Genomic DNA, 18274 nt, shown 5'->3' with positions numbered 1-18274 from the left:
CCGCTTCGGGTTGTTTCAGGTGAACAAAACGTCTCAAGGAGTTTCCTGTGCAAGACAATAACGTGCTGGTCACCGACCATCGCTATGCGCAAACCGCGCGCTTCTGGCGCGAAAGCCTTTCCCTGGTCGCCGGCGTCTACCGGATCGCAGCGCACGCCCCGGCACAGCAGCCGGGTCGCCTGCTGTCCCGCACGGTGCCGCTCACGCCCGCGTCGCTCGACCTGTTGCGGCGCATCGGCGACGGCGAGCTGGCCGAATTCGCCGTCACGGCCGCGGGCATTGCGTTCCTGCTCTGGAAATACTTCCGGATTCCGGTCACGGTGCTCGGAACGCCGGGGCTTGCCGAGCATCCGCCGGCCCGGGCCGCCACCGTTCCGCTGATCATCGAGGTCCGTCCCGAGGAGCGCATCGAGGACTACCTGTCGCGCGTGGCGGGAATCGTGGAAGACAGCTACGCCGAGCACCATTTCCCGCTGGAAACGCTCGTGCGCAACGAAAAGGACATGGATCTCGCGCAGCTCACGAAAGTCGCGCTGGTGGACGATCGGGTGCACCACGCGCTGACCGGCCACGACGACGACCTGCAGTTGCACCTGCGGCTCGCGCGCGGCGAAATCGAGATCCGTCATACCGGCGCCATCGAGCCGTTCGTCATCGACGGTTTCGCGAACAGCCTCGGCGCGGTGCTGGAGGCATTCGAACACCTCGACAAGCCCGTCGGCGACATCGAATCGAGCCCGCCGGAAGAGCGCCGGCTGCTGGCCGCCTTCAACGAAACCGCGGCGGCCGGGCCCGGCCACCTCACGGTCGTCGACATGTTCGAGGCGCAGGTCGCCCGCACGCCGGCGGCGCCGGCCCTGGTCACCGACAGTTCGCTGATGACCTACGCCGACCTGAACGCTCGGGCCAACAGCCTCGCGCATCAATTGCGCGACCACTACGGCGTCGGCCCGGAATCGCTGGTCGGCGTCATGCTCGACCGTTCCGAATGGATGATCGTCGCGATTCTCGGCATATTGAAGGCGGGGGCGGCGTTCGTTCCGCTGGACCCGGCGTATCCGGCCGAACGGATCAATCACATCCTCGGCGACACCGGCCTGTCGCTGCTGGTGACCCAGTCAAGTCAACTGGCGCAGTGGTATGAATTCTCCGGCGCGACGCTGCTGCTGGATCAGGAACTCCCCGGCTGGACGCCGCTGCCGGACAATCCGCCGCGCCGCGCCGAGCCGTCGCAGTTGGCCTACGTGATCTACACGTCCGGCTCGACCGGGCGACCGAAAGGCTGCCTGCTCGAACACCGGAACCTGGCCCACTACATTGCCTGGGCCGCCGGGTATTACTTTCCGGAAAGCACGACCGGCAGTTTCGGCCTGTACAGCTCGCTTTGCTTCGATTTCACGCTCACCAACATCTTCTGCCCGCTGGTGCGCGGCAAGACGCTGCGCATCTATCCGCAGTCGGAAAGCATCGACACCATCCTGGCCCGGATGTTCCAGCCCGGCAGCGGCGTCGACACCCTCAAGCTCACGCCCACCCACATTCACCTGCTGGAATACATGAACCTGGCACGCTCCGGCGTGCGCAAGGTGATCGTCGGCGGCGAGGAACTGACGCCCCAGCACATCGCCACGCTGCGGAAGATCGATCCCGCGATCGAAATCTACAACGAGTACGGTCCCACCGAGGCGACGGTCGGCTGCATCGTCGAGCGCGTCGAGGACGCGCCGTCCACGGTGCTGATCGGCCGGCCCATCGCCAACACCCGGGTGTACATGCTCGACGAAGCGCTGCGGCCTGTTCCGATCGGCGTGCCGGGGGAAATCTGCATCGCCGGCGACGGCCTCGCGCGCGGCTACCACAAGCGGCCGGACGTCACCGCCGCTAAATTCGTCGAGCATCCGTTCCCCGGCGAAGCGCGCCTCTATCGCACCGGCGACATCGGCCGCTGGCTGCCCGACGGGCAGATCCAGTGCTATGGACGCGTCGACGATCAGGTCAAGATCCGTGGGCACCGTGTCGAGCTGGGCGAGATCGAGGCCGCGCTCACCGCGCATGAGGATGTCGTCGGCGCAGCGGTCATGCTGCGCGAAACCGCCCAGGGGGTGCGCAAGCTGGCGGCCTACGTCAAGGGTTCCGCGAGCTTGAGCGTTGCGGACCTGCGGGCCTTTCTGGCCGGGAAACTGCCGGACTACATGGTCCCGTCCGACATTTTCCCGATCGCCGAATTTCCGCTCAACGCCAACGGCAAGCTGGATCGCCCGGCGCTCCTGGCCATGGAGCCTGCCGCCGCGTCCGAGGCCGCCAGTCTCGACGCAACGCCGATCCAGCTCGAGCTGGTGCGCATCTGGCGCGAAGTGCTCGACAATCCGGCCGTCGATCTCACCGGCCGCTTCTTCGACTACGGCGGGGATTCGCTGCAGGCCATGCAGCTCGTCTCGCGGATCTGGAGCAGTTTCTCCGTCGAGATCGGCATCGACGCGATCTTCGAACTCCAGACCATCAGCGCGGTGTCCGACCTGATCGAAGCGTCGTCGCACCGGACCGGTTCGACGGCCGGCAACATCCTGCCCCGCTCGCGCGCGAACGACCTGCCGCTGTCCTTTGCGCAGCAGCGCCTGTGGTTCCTCGCGCAACTGGAAGGCCCGTCGGCCACCTACAACATCTCGAGCGCGCTGCGTTTCGACGGCGATCTGGACATCGCGCGCCTGCGGGCCGCCGTGTCCGAAATCAGCCGGCGTCACGAGATCCTGCGCACCACGTTTCCCGCCGTCGACGGCCGCGGGGTTCAACGCATCGCCCCGCCGGCGCCGGTCGCGCTCGACGTCGTCGACGTCGATACCGAGTCCGACACGCTCGCGCTGCTCGCCGAGGAAGCCGACCGCCCATTCGATCTCGCCGCCGGGCCGCTCTATCGTGTCGTGCTGTATCGCGTGCACGAGCGCCTGCACGTCTTCGGCATCACGATGCATCACATCATTTCCGATGCATGGTCGTCAGGCATCCTCATCGGCGAACTGGCCGCGCTCTATGCCGGCCAGCCGCTGCCGGAACTGGCCGTCCAGTACGCGGACTACGCCGCCTGGCAGCACGAACGCCTGGCGTCGGCCGACACGCATCGGGAACTGGCGCTCGTGAGCGCGGCGCTGGCTGACGCGCCGGACCTGATCGAACTGCCCACCGATCGCCCGCGGCCCGCCATCCAGCGTTTTCACGGCGCGGTTTTGCCGTTCCAGTTGAACGGCGAACGCGCGGACGGCCTGCGCGCGATCGCGCGTGCGTCCGGCACCAGCACGTTCATGGTCGTGCTCGCCGCGTATGCGCTGCTCCTTTCGCGGTACAGCAACCAGCAAGACCTCGTCATCGGCTCCCCGATCGCCAATCGGCGTTCCAGCATGACCGAGCCGCTGATCGGCTTCTTCGCGAACATGCTCGCGCTGCGCGTGGATCTGTCGGGCAATCCGACCTTCGGCGAACTGCTGGCGCGCGTGAAGCGCGTCGCGCTGGACGGTTATAGTCGCCAGGAGATTCCGTTCGAGCAGGTGGTGGACTCGCTCAAGCTCGAACGCAACCTGAGCCGCACGCCGGTTTTCCAGGCCGTGTTCGCGTATGAGAAAACGCAGCCCCATGCGGTGAACTTCCCCGGTCTCGTGGCAACGCCTGTGTCGGTGGAGACCCATACCGCCAAGTTCGACCTCACGCTGCATATCCAGGATGCCGAGCACGGCCTCGCGGGCTCGCTGGAATACAACCTCGACCTGTTCGACGCCGCCACGATCGATCGCATGGCGGAACACTTCCGCACGCTCGTCGATGCCGTGGTCGCCGATCCGGACCGGCCGCTCAGCGAGCTTTCGTTGTCGAGCGATGCGGAGCGGAACCTGCTCACCGTCGAATGGAACCGGACCGAGATGGATTTCGGCGCCGATGCCACGCAACCGCTGCATCGGTTGTTCGAGCAACAGGTCGAGCGCACGCCCGATGCCGTCGCCGCCGTCTGCGACGACGTCGCGCTCACCTACGCCGAACTCAACCTGCGCGCCAACCGCCTCGCCCATCGCCTCATCGAGTTCGGTGTCGTTCCCGATGCCCTCGTCGGCGTGGCCATGGAGCGCTCGCTCGACATGATCGTCGCGCTGCTCGCCATCCTCAAGGCCGGCGGCGCTTACGTCCCCGTCGACCCCGACTACCCCGCCGAGCGCGTGCGCTTCATGATCGACAACGCGCAGTTGCGCTGGCTCCTCACCCAGCAGCATCTGCTTGCCGCGCTGCCCGACACCGACGCCCGCGTGATCGTCGTCGATCGCGACGCGCTCGACCTCGACGCCGCGCCCGCGTCCAACCCCGCGCCTGCGCTGAGCGGCGAGAACCTCGCCTACATGATCTACACCTCCGGTTCGACCGGCCGGCCCAAGGGCGCGCTCAACACCCATCGCGCCATCACCAACCGCATCCTGTGGATGCAGCACGCCTACACCCTCGGCGCCGACGATGCCGTGCTGCAGAAAACCCCGTTCAGCTTCGACGTCTCGGTCTGGGAATTCTTCTGGCCGCTCATCGTCGGCGCGCGCCTCGTGTTCGCCCGCCCCGGCGGCCAGCGCGAGACCGACTACCTGGTCGAACTCATCGAGCGCGAACGGATCACCACGATCCATTTCGTGCCGTCCATGCTGCGCGCCTTTCTCGATCATCCGGACCTCGACGCGCACTGCGCGTCGCTGCGCCGCGTCGTGTGCAGCGGCGAGGCCCTGCCGTTCGATCTGCAGCAGCGTTGCTTCACGCGCCTCGACGTTTCGCTGTTCAACCTCTACGGCCCCACCGAGGCTGCCGTCGACGTGACCGCATGGGAATGCCGACGCGACGACCCGCACCGCATCGTCCCGATCGGCCGGCCCATCGCCAATACCCGCCTCTATATCGTGGACGCGCAGTTGCAGCCCGTGCCGGTCGGCGTGGCCGGCGAACTGCTGATCGGCGGCACGCCGGTCGGACGCGGCTACCACGGCGAGCCCGAACTGAGCGCCGAGAAGTTCATCGCCGATCCGTTCTCCAACGACCCGCATGCACGCCTCTATCGCACCGGCGATCTCGCGCGCTACCGGCCCGACGGCAACATCGAGTTCCTCGGCCGCATCGACCATCAGATCAAGCTGCGCGGCCTGCGCATCGAACCCGGCGAAATCGAGGCCGCGCTGCGCGGGCATCCGTCGGTCGACGACTGTGTCGTGATCGCGAAAACCGACGGAGCCCGAACGTTCCTCATCGCCTATGTCGCGACCGCATCGCCGGACATCGCCGATCTGCGCGGCTATCTGAGCGGCAAGCTCGCGGACTACATGGTGCCGTCGAGGTTCGTCGCGCTCGAATCCCTGCCGATGCTGCCCAACGGCAAGATCAACCGCAAGGCGCTGCCCGTCCCGGCGGACACGGTCGACGCGGCCCGGTTGCACGCGCCTGCCGTCACACCCAGGGAAGTCCTGCTGGCGTCCATCTGGCAAGACGTGCTGCAACTGCAGTCCATCGGCATTCACGACAATTTCTTCGAACTTGGAGGCGACTCCATCCTGAGCATCCAGGTGATCTCGCGCGCCAATCAGGCAGGACTTCGCGTGACGACGAAACAACTGTTCCAGTATCAGACCGTCGCCCAACTGGCCGCCGCGCCTGAAGAACGGGCAGCGCATGCGCCGAGCGTCAGCCCGCTGGGCGATGCGCCGCTCACCCCGGTCCAGCACTGGTTCTTCGAACAGGAGATCGATGCGCCGTCGCACTACAATCAAACGGTCCTGATTCAGGTGCCGTCGGATATCGACGCGTCGACGCTCGCCGACGCGTTCCGACAAGTCCACGAACATCACGATGCGTTGCGCCTGCGTTTCTCGCGCAGCGCCGGCGGCTGGACGCAAGAAGTCGTCGCAGTTGGCGAGATGCCGGCGCTGTTCGCGAAGCAAGCGATCGCAGGCGACGCCGGCGAGCGCATGGCGGCCATGCGCGCTGCCGCTGCGCAAGCGGAACGCGGCATCGACATCACGCATGGCCCGTTGCTGGCGGCCCGGCTTTTCTGCTTTGCCGACGAGCCGCTCGCCCGCCTGTTCGTGTCGATTCATCACCTTGCGGTGGACGGCGTGTCGTGGCGCGTGCTCCTCGAGGATCTGCATGCCGCCTACCACGGCCAGCCGTTGTCCGAGAAGACGACTTCGTTCCGCGAATGGGCCCTGCACCTGCAGCAACTGGCCCGGTCGCCTGCCATCGGCGACGAAGCCCCATTGTGGCAAGCCCTCCTCGCGCAGGACGTCGAGCCCATGCCGGTCGATTATCCGGCCGCGGGCGCGGCCCACAACGCGGTCGGCGACTCGGCATCCGTTTCATTCGAGCTGGACGCAGCCGAAACCGCGGCGTTGCTGCGCCGGCTGCCGCGGGCCTACGACACCCGCATCAACAACGTCCTGCTCGTCGCGCTCGCGCAAGCATGCAGCATGGTCACGGGCAACGCGCGCACCCGGATCGATGTCGAAAGTCACGGCCGCCACGTGTCCGATGCGTCGATCGACGTCAGCAGGACGGTGGGCTGGTTCACCTCCATCTATCCGATCGTCCTCGAGGTCGACGCGACGCAGACGCCGGAGCAAGCGTTGCGCGACGCGCAGCAACAGTTGCGCCGGATTCCGGCCGAAGGCCTCGGTTATTCGCTGCTCCGCTACCTGGGCCCCGACGACGCCGTGCGTGACAGCCTCGCCGCGCTGCCGAATGCCGACATCCTCTTCAACTATCACGGGCAGCTCGATACCGTGCTGCAGCAATCCGATGGCTGGAGCCCGGCTGCAGAAGACCTCGGTTCGCTGCGCTCCGAGCGGTCCCTGCGCACGCATGCGTTCGAGATCGTCGCCGCCGTTTCCGACGGCAAGCTTCAGGTGGACTGGCGCTACGGCGAGCGTCTCCACCAGCGGCAGACGGTCGAAAACCTGGCCGCGCACTTCAAGGACCGGTTGCTCGACTTCGCGGCGTCGGTTCCCGACACCGCGTGGGACGACCTCGAAGACAGCTACCCGCTCTCGTCCCTGCAGCAGGGCATTCTGTTCCATTCGCTATACGAGCTGGATCCCGCTGCCTATTTCCAGCAGTTCAGCTTCGTCGTCAGCGGCCCGCTCCAGGTGCCGGCGCTCCGGCAAGCCTGGGCCAATGCGCTCGCGCGCCATGCCGTGCTGCGTACCGCGTTCGCGTGGGCCAATCGCGATCATCCCGTCCAGACCGTCCGGCACACGGTCGACCTGCCGTGGACGTTCCTCGACTGGCGACACCGCGATGCATCCCGCCGCGCGCAGGACTTCGATGCATTCCTCGCCGACGACCGGCGGCGCGGCTTCGATCTGCAGCGGGCGCCGTTGTTCCGCTGCACGCTGATTCAGGAAGCGGAGGCACGCCATCGGTTCTGCTGGAGCGCACACCACATCATTCTCGACGGCTGGAGCACCGCCACCCTGATGAAGGAAGTGTTCGACGATTACCTGTCGCTCGTCCGCACCGGCGTGCCCGCGCTCGCAGCGTCGGCGCCGGGATACCGCAGGTACATCGACTGGCTCGCGCGCCATCCTCGTTCGGCCGACGAAACCTGGTGGCGCGCCGAACTGGCCGGGTTTCATGCCGCCACGCCGATCGTGGCCCATCCGGCCGGGCAGATCTCCGGCGATGCCGCACGGCAGGACAAACGCAGGACCCAGCAATTCCTGCTGGACGAGGCCCTGACCGCTCGGCTGCAAGCGCTCATGCGAACCCATCGCCTCACCCTCAACGTCCTGATCCGCGCGGTCTGGGCGTTGGTGCTGCGGCGCCACGCCGGGACGGACGACGTCGTCTTCGGCGTCACCGTGTCCGGTCGCCCGCCGCAGCTCGACGGTGTCGAATCGATCGTGGGCCTGTTCATCAACACGCTGCCGTTTCGCCTGCGCATCGCGCCGGAACGCCCCTTCATCGAATGGCTGGCGACGGTTCACGCAGCCCAGACGGCGATGGAGCCGCATTCGTACAGTTCGCTGGTCGATATCCAGTCGTGGAGCGAACTGCCCGCCCGCGACAGCCTGTTCGACAGCCTGCTGGTGTTCGAGAACTTCCCGGTTGCCGCCGCCCCCGATCTCGGGCCCGACGACATCGAGATTCTCGACACCCGCGCCTTCGCGGAAGCGCATTACCCGCTGACCCTGACCGTACACCCGGATACGCGCGTCAGCTTCCAGATCGCGCACGATGCCCACCGCGTCGCCCCCGAGGTGGTCCGGCAGATGCTGGACACCATCCGCGCGTTGCTGGAACGATTCGCCGACGACCCGGCCCAGCTGACCGGCCGGCTCGCCGATGCGCCGGAGCCGGACGCCGGCGGACAGCCGGGCGCGCCGCGCGGCGCGGCCGCCGCTGGCGTCGAACCCGCCGCCGGTGCGGCCACGACGGCCCGCACCCGCGCGCCGACGGCGGACGAAAGCACGTTGCTGGAGATCTGGCAGCGGATCTTCAAAAGAAACGACATCGCGGTCAGCGACAATTATTTCGACCTCGGCGGACACTCGATCATCGCGATCCAGCTGATGGCCAATGTCGAAAAAGCGTTCGATCGCCGGCTGCCCATTTCCTGTCTGTTCGAGAATCCGACCGTCGAGAAACTGGCGGCGGCATTGGCCAGGAAAGCGCCGGCCGCCCCCGCCGGCGGACTCGTGCCGATCCGGGACGGCGGTCCCGCCGCGCCGCTTTTCCTCCTTCCGGGTGCCGGCGGGAACGTGGTCTACTTCAACCCGCTCGCAAACCACCTGACCGACGCTCACGCGGTGCACGGCCTGGAAGCGCTCGGCCTCGACGGCTCCTGCCTGCCGCTCACCCGCGTGGAAGACATCGCGGCCCGTCATATCGAATGCATCTGGCCGCTGGTGGGCGCGGGCCCGTACTACCTGGCGGGCCACTCGTTCGGTGCGCAGGTGGCGCTCGAAATGAGCCGGCAGCTCGTCGCCAAGGGCGCGGTCGTCAAACTGCTGGCGATCCTCGACGCTTCCGCGCCCATCGACAGCTCGGCCGCAACCTACTGGCAAGACTGGGACGACACCGAATGGCTGGTCGCGATCGCCCACGAAATCGGCACCTTCCTCGGGACCGACCTTCAGGTGACGCGAGCAGACCTCGTCGAGCTCGACCCCGACGGCCAGGCCGGCCTGATCCTCGACAGAATCGGCAACCGCGGCAACTGGTTTGCGGATGCCGGATCCGACCGCCTGCGCGCCTATCTGCGTGTCTATCAGGCCAACTTCAAATCGCGCTACGCGCCGCAAGCCGACCCGCTTCCCGTGCCGATCGCGTTGTTCCGCAGCACCGAGCGGGATCCCGGCGACTACGATCCGTCGCCCGAGATAGCGCAGCTCCGCCTCGACCCGACCTGGGGGTGGTCCCGCTTCTCGGCGCTGCCCGTCGAGGTGACGGACGTACCCGGCGACCACCTGACCATGCTGCTCGACCCGCACGTCGCCGTCCTCGCTACCCGCATCAACCAGTTTCTGGAAAAAAAACGCTCATGAAATCCGCACAGACGATCGACAACGCTTTCGCCCGCAAGGTCTGCATCAATCTGGACCGGCGCCCCGACCGCTGGGAAGCGATGCAAAGAAAATTCGCCGAACAGAACATCCTCACGGTGGAACGACTGCCCGCCGTCGATGCAAGGCTGGTGACCGTGCCGCCATCCTTGAGCCATATGCGTCCGCAGGACTACGGCTGCACGATGAGCCATCTTGCCGCCGTGAAGCAGGCCAAGGCCGCGGGCGCGAGCGAAGTCCTGATCTTCGAAGACGACGCCTTCTTCGACCCCGACTTCGCCGCGCGCTTCCCCGAGTTCATCGCGCAAGTGCCGAAAGACTGGCACATGCTGTTTCTGGGCGCCTATCACTTCACGCCCCCCATTCCCGTCGCGCCGAACATCGTCAAGGCCGTGGAGACGCTCACCGCGCACGCCTACGTCGTCAGGGACTCGCTTTACGACGCATTCATTGCGATCAACGAACACCCGCCGGCGATCAACGACCGCAACAACCTCATGCTGCAGCAGAAGTTCAATTGCTATTGCTTCGAACCCAATCTGGTCGGACAGGAGTCCGGCTACTCCGACATCATGGACGAAGTCATGCCGGAAAAGCCGCTGACCTATTCCCTTCCGATTCCGGATGGCTGGTAACGCCTGCGGCCGGCGCGCGCTGCGATCCCCTGCGGTCCCTATCTCAACAGGCCATTGAAGCTCATGAAAACCATCACCGTTGACCTCGAAGCGGAGTTCGTAAAGTCCGCGCTCGATTCGCTCCACCGGGACTGCAAGCTCGGCGAGGCAATTTCGCTGGCTTATGGGAAATGCGAATCGACCGACGACGTGATCGATCTGATTTTTCCGTTGATCACGAAGACACGGCGGGTTGATTACATCCTGATGTACAGCATCGAAAGGAATCCCCGCACCCTCCTGCAGTTTCTTCGACTGATCGAAGCGCGGTTGACACGGAACGATAGCTGGACAGTCGCGTCGGTCGAGGCTTCGTTGCGTAGCGTGGCCGATTCATCGGGCCTCGGTTGGGACCGTGCGCAGCGCTTGCTGAAGTGCTGCATCCTGTTTTCCGACTCGCCGCTGGAAATCGTGGAAAGCATCGCGTTCCTGGGCAAGCACGAAACCTCGTCGAGATTGAGATCAGCGGCAAGAAACGTCGAACTCAGCCACCTGATCAACTGAACGATATTGGCGACTCATGGATTCCGCTCAAAGTAAATCGCCGCCGTGGCATTCGGCCGTCACCCTGATGTGGCGCAGTCATCCCTGGTTGACCCTGGGCACGGTCCTTACGGGCCTCGTCAGCGGCATTGCGTCGATCGTGGGCGTCGGATTGATCAGCAGGGTGCTGCATGACCAGGACGACCGCCAGACGCTGCTGACGATATTCATTGCGGTGAACGTCATCGCAGTTTTCTGCCGGAGCAGCGCTGCCGTGATGCCCTCCTATGCCTGCATGAAAGTCATGACGAGACTGCGCGTCAATCTATGCAAAAGGATCCTGGCGACCCCACTGGATGAAATTGACCGACGCGGCGCCCCGAATATCCTGACCATGCTGACGCAGGACATTCCGCAGTTGAGCCAGACCCTGCTCACCATACCGACGATCATCGTTCAGTCCGTCGTCCTGGTATGCAGCATCGCCTATCTCGCCTATCTGTCGTGGATCGTTTTCGCTTCGACAATCACCCTGACAATCGTTGGCCTGGCGCTTTATCTGTTTTTCTATCGAAAGGCGGTCAATTTCACGGAAAGAGTTCGCGATGAATTTGTCCAGTTCAATGAATACACCCATGGCCTCGTGTTCGGAATCAAGGAACTCAAGCTCAACAGGACCAGACGACGCTGGTTTACCAGGGCCGCGATCGAACTATCATCGAAGCGCGTGGCCGGATTCAATTACATAGAACGCTTCTGGTTCATGAGCGGCGACAGCATTGGCCAGATCACGGTAGCGGTCCTGCTCGGATTTTTGCTTTTCGGCGTACCTTCGTTCGGCGTCGTGGACCCCTCCGTACTCACGGCGAGCATTCTGGCCGTTCTCTACATGATGGGGCCTTTGACCATGCTGATCAGTATCCTGCCGATCGTGGCCGAAGGCAAAACCGCGCTCGCCCGGCTGGCGGAATTCGGTTTCTTGATCGATGACAGCGAGGATTCGCGCAAGGAACCGCCCCATCCGCGCACCAGGGAATCCTCGGCGAATCCATGGCAACGCATTGAGCTGAAAGATGTGACGATGAACTATCGTGACAATGATTCGTCGGTCGATTTCGTGCTCGGCCCCATCAATATGACGATTCATGCCGGAGAACTCGTCTATGTCATCGGTGGAAACGGCAGCGGCAAAAGCACGTTGGGCAAAGTCCTCAGCGGCCTCTATGTGCCTACCAAAGGCCATATTGCCCTTGATGGAAAAGTCGTTGACGACGATGCCAGGGAACGGTACCGCAATCTGTTTTCCGCCGTCTTTACCGATTTCCATTTGTTCAATCGCATCATAGGGCCGGACCGGGAAAATGCTGGCATCGAGCTTGCCCGCAAATATCTTGAAACACTGAAATTGGCGGACAAAATAGAGATCGATGGCAACAATTACTCGACAACCAGGGCCTTATCGACAGGGCAACGCAAGCGATTGGCGTTGCTTTGCGCCTATATCGAGGATCGTCCGATTTACATCCTGGACGAATGGGCTGCCGATCAGGATCCCGTGTTCAAGAGATTTTTCTATGAAGTGCTGGTTCCCGATCTGAAATCCCGCGGGAAATGCGTCATTATCATTACCCACGACGATCAGTACTTCAAGCTCGCGGATCGGGTCATTCGCCTGGATAGCGGCCGCATCTTCTCCGATACGGCCATGTGTGCCGTCCGGGCCGAAGTTGCGGGATGAGCAGCGATCCTGATGCGGGGCGCGCGTTGCAGCTCCGCACAGATCCGATCCGCCACACCGTCCCACGACCGAATGGCCGGCGTTCCTCGATCCCGGGCAACTCGATCTGCAATCGCGACGCCGGCCGATCGCTCTTCGCATTATTTAAAGAATCGGCATCAATGCCAAAATAATTCAATCAATCAGGGTCAACCGATTTTCCTTTCATCAAGCGGCATTCAGCCGCTGCCGAGATCTCGTCGCGCGTCGACAGTGCGGCGAGCTCGCGAACGCCACCGCAATTCGCCTGTCCCGGCTATCCGTTACAGACGCGTTCGCCGCCGGGTGTTTAAATCATGCCGGCAATCATGCGCGCAAGCGCAGCTTCAACGTCTCACCAGGAATCCGTTCATGGAGTTCAGCAGATTGTTCGCACACGTCGGCGAAGCGATCTCAAGCAGCGGGAGCCGACGCTTTCCCCGAGTGATGTACAGCCTGATCTCTGCGGCCGTCCCCGTCGACGAGATCCGCATTTCGGAGCTCGCGGTCGACGCGACGCCTGACGGCGATCTCGCGGTGCGCAGCCTCGGCGCGGTCGGCGCGGCGCTCGCGAAGGCCGGCCCGGCAGCCGCCTGTTACGGGCCGCAGATGCCGCCGCGCTCGGGCGCGAGCTGCGTGCACGTCGATGACATGCTCGCGGGCCACGGCCCGACCCACGCGCTGCTCCATCGCTTCGTCCTCATGCAGGCTGCAATCGTGCCGCCGCGTTGCGCGCAGTTCCATCTCTTGACCCGCAAGCGGGGCCACTATTACCTGATCTCGCTGTATCGCACGAACACGTTCGACGACTTCTCGTCGCGGGAGCAGACCGTCCTCAAGGAGCTCTCGCACGTGCTGTTTCCGATCGTCGAGACCCATGTCGCGGCGCTCGATTCGGCTCCGCCGCCCGCCCACGCGGCCGCCGCCGCGCCGCCGGCGACGCAATCGGGCCGGGAGCGCGTGGCGCGGCGGTTCGCCGACCGTCTGCGGCAAGCCGGCGTCAAGCTGTCGACGCGCGAGATCGAGGCATGCACGGCGCTGCTGGCCGGCGACACGGTGCCCGCCATCGCCGTGCGTTTCGCGCTGCGCGAAAGCACCGTCGAGACCTACCTGAAGCGGGCAGCCGTCAAGCTCGGCTTCGGCGGGCGCCATGGTCTCACGCGCTGGATGCTCGACGAGGCGGCAGGGGCCGCGGGCGAGGCCGCGGCTGGAGCACGCCGAGACGGCACGAGAAGCGTGCGGCGCGACTGCGCATCGCCGTACGTCGGCACCTGAAGCGTCGGCCCCCGAAGGCTAGCGGTCCGAAAGCGCGTGCCGGTGCCCGCGGCGCGCCAGGAACTGCAGCCCGCGCGACGCCGACGCGGGCTGCGTGCAAAACAGCATCGGATAGCTGCCGCCGGCCACCACTTCGAGCCGCGTGCCGGCAATCAGGCCGGCGACGAAGGCCGAACCGCCGCACCCGGTGACATCGTCGTCATCGCCCGCGACGAGAGCGCCGGCGCGCACGCGCGCGCCAGCAATCCCGGCACGCCGGCCGGCGACGCTGGTCGCGCGTCGGGTATCGGCGCCCGCGCCCGGCGTGACGGCATCACGCCGCCGACGCGCACGGCACGTAATCGTCGATCATCCATTTCGTGAGCCCGTGCCGGCCGCTGATGCCGAGCTTCACCGCGGCGCGCTTGATGTACGTCTCGACCGTACTCTCCTTCACACCGAGCTCGCCGGCCAGTTCTCGCAGCATCTTGCCCGCGAGCAGGCCGAGGCACACTTCGCTTTCGCGCGCCGACAGCACGACCGCCGCGCGCGCAAGCCGCGATTCGAACTCCTGGCGCAGCGCCTCGACGGCGGGCATCGTCGTGCCTTCGAGGTCGCCGTGCCGGCGCGTCGACGCATGCCACTCGACGAGCGGCAGCAGCGTATCGGCGAAATTCTTCAGGAACGACATCTCCTGCAACGAGAAGTCGCAATGCGACACTGTTCGATGCAGCGAGATCACGTAGCGGCGATTCGCCTTGGACGACACGAGATGGCACTGAAATCCCCCCTCCGGTCCACGCGGCGGCGCGACTTCGCCGCCATTGCCGCTCCGCATCAGCGGATTGATGTGAATCAGCTGCCGGTCGCAAGCAGCCACGATCCGGTTCAACAGCGGATGCGCTGCCGGCTGCCGCTCGCCATGCGCGGCCGGCCCGCTGCTGCGCCCGTCGTCACCCGGCGCGCCGAACGCGCCGAGCGATTGCACGTGGACGACTTCGCCCGCCGGCTCGTCGAGCGTCCATTCAGTCATCCGGGTGATCGCGAGCGGAATCGATTCGACCAGCAATGCATGCATGTCGGATGCGAACCGCTCACTGCCGGCGCTCGAAATCACCTTCCCGAGCTTCGAGAACATCGCGAACATCTGACTCTCCTTGTTTCCTTGTTGTGCGTGCTTGAGGACGGCGGCGCAACGCCGGCGCGGGCGAGCCGGCGCGGTTTGCGCGGCGCGCGTTTCGGCGCGCGTCGTCATGCGTTCTCGCGTTGCGTCGCGCGCCGATGTGTCCGGCTCACGCGAAACGGCGGCGCGCCGTGCTCTGTTCAGTTCGATGCGAGATCGCCCCGCAAGAAGCTGAAACGCCCATTTCAGTCATTGAGCGCTGCTGATTGAAAATGGGCTGCCGCCGGACGCGCTGAAGGCCTGAATCGGAAAACCCTGCGCCGGCCCGGAGCGGGTGCGTTCCCGGCGGATTCAACGAAAAATCATGAACAAAAACCGAGATAATCCCTTCCATTGAATTTGATCCACGAATACCCCAGCTGCGTATGATAGCGACGATTTAAAATATCCGCAGTTAGCGTGACATTCGTTTTTTAATCGCCGCCGCCTGCAGACCAAAAATCGATCAACTCGCAAGCCACTCATGAGCAAAATTATGGTAGATCAATAGAAATCGATATTTATTTACCCCGAAATTTTGTAATAGTCATCCGGGAATCGCCTATCATGGATTTTCGTCCAAGAGGTCTTATTCGAGAGAAGAATCGGCGAATTTCATCACATCGCTCCCGCTCACCACGCAGCCCAAAGCACTTTTCTCCGAACATTGTTTCGATTCGATCAACGATTGATTCAATCTGCGCGATGGGAAAGCATAATTTTTTTGCTGTCTACTTGAGGCAGCGCTGTCGATTACACCTTCATGCGATAAAAATCGCCGCAATCAACATACGCAGCACCGTGGATACGGCCGTTGCAAAATATCAACAAATGGCGAAATCATTGTCCGTCACAAAATATCCATATTTAATCGCACGCAATTTACCCGCCCCACCGCTTGCCGCCAGAAAAATAAATTGCTACGCTTTTCCAGCGAAACAAACGATAAAACGCCACCCGATTTTGAATTGCAAGCGGGTTTATTTAAAAAAATGAAACATGAAAATTAATATGCACGTGCAATCATCTTTTATCGATCGTCGCGGCTAGCGCTTCGTCACACGCCATTCAGCCGAATCTCCATATCCACCTGCCGGCAGGACAGGCCGACGGCCAGTTGCAAAAGTCGCCGGCGGTTTTTCGATTCTCTTCCAGACGTCCGTGATGACGCTCGGCCGCGCATTGTCGAACGCACCGTCCTCTTTTCAATCCCGGGCCGCCAACGCGCAACGCTTCCCGCGCGTCACGCCTGCTCGACTTACCACATTGGCTTCAACGCGTCATTTGTCGTCTTTCCAATCTGTAAAACCATTCCGAGAAATTGGAGCACACCATGAGTCACGACTTTCGAGACGAACCTGCGCCGCGTCGCGCCTTCCTGGCCAACATGGCGAAACTCGCGGCGGCCGGCGTCGTCACCGGCTGGACACCGGTCTACCAGATTGCGGCGCACGCGCTGACGGCCGGCGCGACACCGCCCGGCTTCCCGGCCGACATCCCGCTTTACAAGCAGGCGTTCCAGAACTGGAGCGGCGAGATCGCCGTGCAGGACGTATGGACCGCCGCGCCACGCTCCGCCGACGACGTCGTTGCGACGGTCAACTGGGCCCGCGCGAACGGCTATCGGGTACGTCCGCGCGGCTACATGCACAACTGGTCGCCCCTGACGCTGGACCCAAGCGCCGGCGCCGCGAACCTCGTGCTGCTCGATACGACGAAGTCGTTGACGGCCGTCTCCGTCGACACGTCGGCGAGCCCGGCGCGCGTCACCGCGCAGACGGGCGTCTCGCTGGAGTCGCTGCTCGCGACGCTCGAGCAATCTGGCCTCGGCATGGTCGCCGTGCCTGCGCCGGGCGGCATCACGCTCGGCGGTGCGCTTGCGATCGACGCGCACGGCACCGCCGTACCGGCGGCCGGTGAAACCTTGCAACCGGGCCACACCTACGGCTCGCTAAGCAATCTCGTGGTCGCGCTGACCGCCATCGTGTTCGATCCGGCCCGGCAGCAATACGTGCTGCGCCGGTTCGAGCGCAGCGATCCCGAGATCGGCGCGTTCCTCGCGCACATCGGGATGGCGTTCGTCGTCGAAGTGACGCTGACGGCAGGCCCGAACCAGCGGCTGCGCTGCCAGAGCTTCGTCGACATTCCGTCTTCCGAACTATTTGCGCCGGCCGGCACGCCCGGCCGAACGATCGCGTCGTTTCTCGATCGAGCGGGCCGGATGGAAGCGATCTGGTTCCCGTTCACGACGTGCCCGTGGCTCAAGGTCTGGACGCCGACGCCCAGCAAGCCGTTCCTGTCGCGCACCGTCACGCAGCCGTACAACTATCCGTTCTCCGATTCGATCTCGCAGTCCATCTCGGATCTCGTCAAGCGGATCGTGATCAACGGCGAAGGCGCATTGACGCCGTTGTTCGGCCAGACGCAGCTGGCGATCACGACCGCCGGCCTCGCGCTCACGCTCAGCGGGGACATCTGGGGCTGGTCGCGCACCGTACTGCAGTACATTCGGCCGACGACGCTGCGCGTCACCGCGAACGGCTACGCGGTACTGGCGCGGCGTGCCGACGTGCAACGCGTGATCAGCGAATTCGTGCAGTTCTATCAGAATCGCATCGACGCATACAAGGCACGCGGCGAGTACCCGATCAACGGTCCCGTCGAGATCCGGGTCACCGGTCTCGACAAGCCGGCCGATGCCGGCGCCGGCGCGGTCGTTCCCACGCTGTCCGCGCTCAAGCCGCGCCCCGATCACCCGGAATGGGACATCGCCGTATGGTTCGATATCCTGACGTTACCGGGCACGCCTGGCGCCGATCGCTTCTATCGCGAGATCGAGCAATGGATGCTCGCGAACTACACCGGTTCGTATGCGACGCTGCGTCCCGAATGGTCGAAGGGCTGGGGCTATACCGACACGGCCGCCTGGCAGGATGGCACCATGCTCGCCACCACGATCCCGAATCTGCATCGTGAAGGCCAGCCGCCGTCGAGCAGCTGGGATGCGGCGCGCGCGACCCTCGAACGCTACGACCCGCACCGGATCTTCCGGTCGCCGCTGCTCGATCGGCTGATGCCGTAGCAATCCCGGTGGAAGCCTGCGCGGCGCGCTGCCATGCGCGCCGCGCGCGAGAACTCTTTTGAACATGGCGGGAAGATTCCGAGCCCCTCTCGACCGGTTCAGGTATCTGTCGCTGCATCGTTTTCGGTCCCCTACCGGGGTTGCACCGATTCTTTCCGTACCTGTCTTCGCCTTCCCGCAGCAGGCGGACCATCAGCCGCCTCTTCTCCACTTCCTTCGAAACCGGCAGCCCGAATTGCCTGAGCAGGCATCCGGGCCGCTCGTCGCAGCAGCACGCCCCCGCGCACCGCCATTTCC

Annotated in this window: 10 protein-coding genes; 7 read left to right on the top strand and 3 right to left on the bottom strand. The window is 64.3% G+C overall.

Going from position 1 to position 18274, the window contains the following annotated elements; genetic code table 11:
• The first annotated feature begins 47 nt into the window (after window positions 1-47).
• From FPJ27_RS01480 to FPJ27_RS01460, 5 genes are all read left to right on the top strand, one after another.
• Window positions 48-9548 carry a non-ribosomal peptide synthetase gene (locus tag FPJ27_RS01480; protein ID WP_204421152.1) on the top strand — a complete coding sequence of 3167 codons (9501 nt, stop codon included), beginning with the start codon at window positions 48-50 and terminating at the stop codon, window positions 9546-9548.
• Window positions 9545-10201, top strand: coding sequence for a glycosyltransferase family 25 protein (locus FPJ27_RS01475; protein ID WP_204421151.1), 657 nt, complete (start codon window positions 9545-9547; stop codon window positions 10199-10201). The genes FPJ27_RS01480 and FPJ27_RS01475 overlap by 4 nt, the downstream gene beginning before the upstream one ends.
• Window positions 10202-10264: 63 nt before the next feature.
• Window positions 10265-10744, top strand: coding sequence for a hypothetical protein (locus tag FPJ27_RS01470; RefSeq protein ID WP_239483162.1), 480 nt, complete (start codon window positions 10265-10267; stop codon window positions 10742-10744).
• Window positions 10745-10760: 16 nt separating this feature from the next.
• Entirely contained in the window at window positions 10761-12461 is a 1701-nt protein-coding gene (locus tag FPJ27_RS01465) for a cyclic peptide export ABC transporter (RefSeq protein ID WP_204421149.1), read from the top strand.
• 390 nt (window positions 12462-12851) lie between these two features.
• Window positions 12852-13754 carry a LuxR C-terminal-related transcriptional regulator gene (locus FPJ27_RS01460; RefSeq protein ID WP_204421148.1) on the top strand — a complete coding sequence of 301 codons (903 nt, stop codon included), beginning with the start codon at window positions 12852-12854 and terminating at the stop codon, window positions 13752-13754.
• 18 nt (window positions 13755-13772) lie between these two features.
• On the opposite strand, the gene FPJ27_RS01455 is transcribed toward FPJ27_RS01460, so the two are convergent.
• The 3 genes from FPJ27_RS01455 to FPJ27_RS01445 all read right to left on the bottom strand — a co-directional run bounded on the left by FPJ27_RS01455 (window position 13773) and on the right by FPJ27_RS01445 (window position 15250).
• The gene (locus FPJ27_RS01455) at window positions 13773-13985 is read right to left on the bottom strand and encodes a hypothetical protein (protein WP_204421147.1); all 213 of its coding nucleotides are present in this window, start codon (window positions 13983-13985) and stop codon (window positions 13773-13775) included.
• Window positions 13986-14067: 82 nt separating this feature from the next.
• Entirely contained in the window at window positions 14068-14880 is an 813-nt protein-coding gene (locus FPJ27_RS01450; protein WP_072439870.1) for a LuxR family transcriptional regulator, read from the bottom strand.
• Window positions 14881-15025: 145 nt separating this feature from the next.
• Window positions 15026-15250, bottom strand: coding sequence for a hypothetical protein (locus FPJ27_RS01445; RefSeq protein WP_204421146.1), 225 nt, complete (start codon window positions 15248-15250; stop codon window positions 15026-15028).
• A 212-nt stretch (window positions 15251-15462) separates the two neighbouring features.
• Here FPJ27_RS01445 and FPJ27_RS01440 point away from each other — a divergent pair, with 212 nt between their 5' ends.
• Together FPJ27_RS01440 and FPJ27_RS01435 are read left to right on the top strand one after the other, a co-directional pair.
• The gene (locus FPJ27_RS01440; RefSeq protein WP_204421145.1) at window positions 15463-15891 is read left to right on the top strand and encodes a hypothetical protein; all 429 of its coding nucleotides are present in this window, start codon (window positions 15463-15465) and stop codon (window positions 15889-15891) included.
• Window positions 15892-16228: 337 nt separating this feature from the next.
• A complete protein-coding gene (locus tag FPJ27_RS01435; RefSeq protein WP_175962967.1) occupies window positions 16229-17977 on the top strand; it encodes a cholesterol oxidase substrate-binding domain-containing protein in 1749 nt (582 codons plus the stop codon).
• Window positions 17978-18274 lie beyond the last annotated feature (297 nt).

The sequence above is a fragment of the Burkholderia sp. MS455 genome (assembly GCF_016899445.1).
Classification (GTDB): Bacteria; Pseudomonadota; Gammaproteobacteria; order Burkholderiales; family Burkholderiaceae; genus Burkholderia; species Burkholderia pyrrocinia_C.
This window is presented reverse-complemented; position numbering and strand designations above follow the sequence as displayed.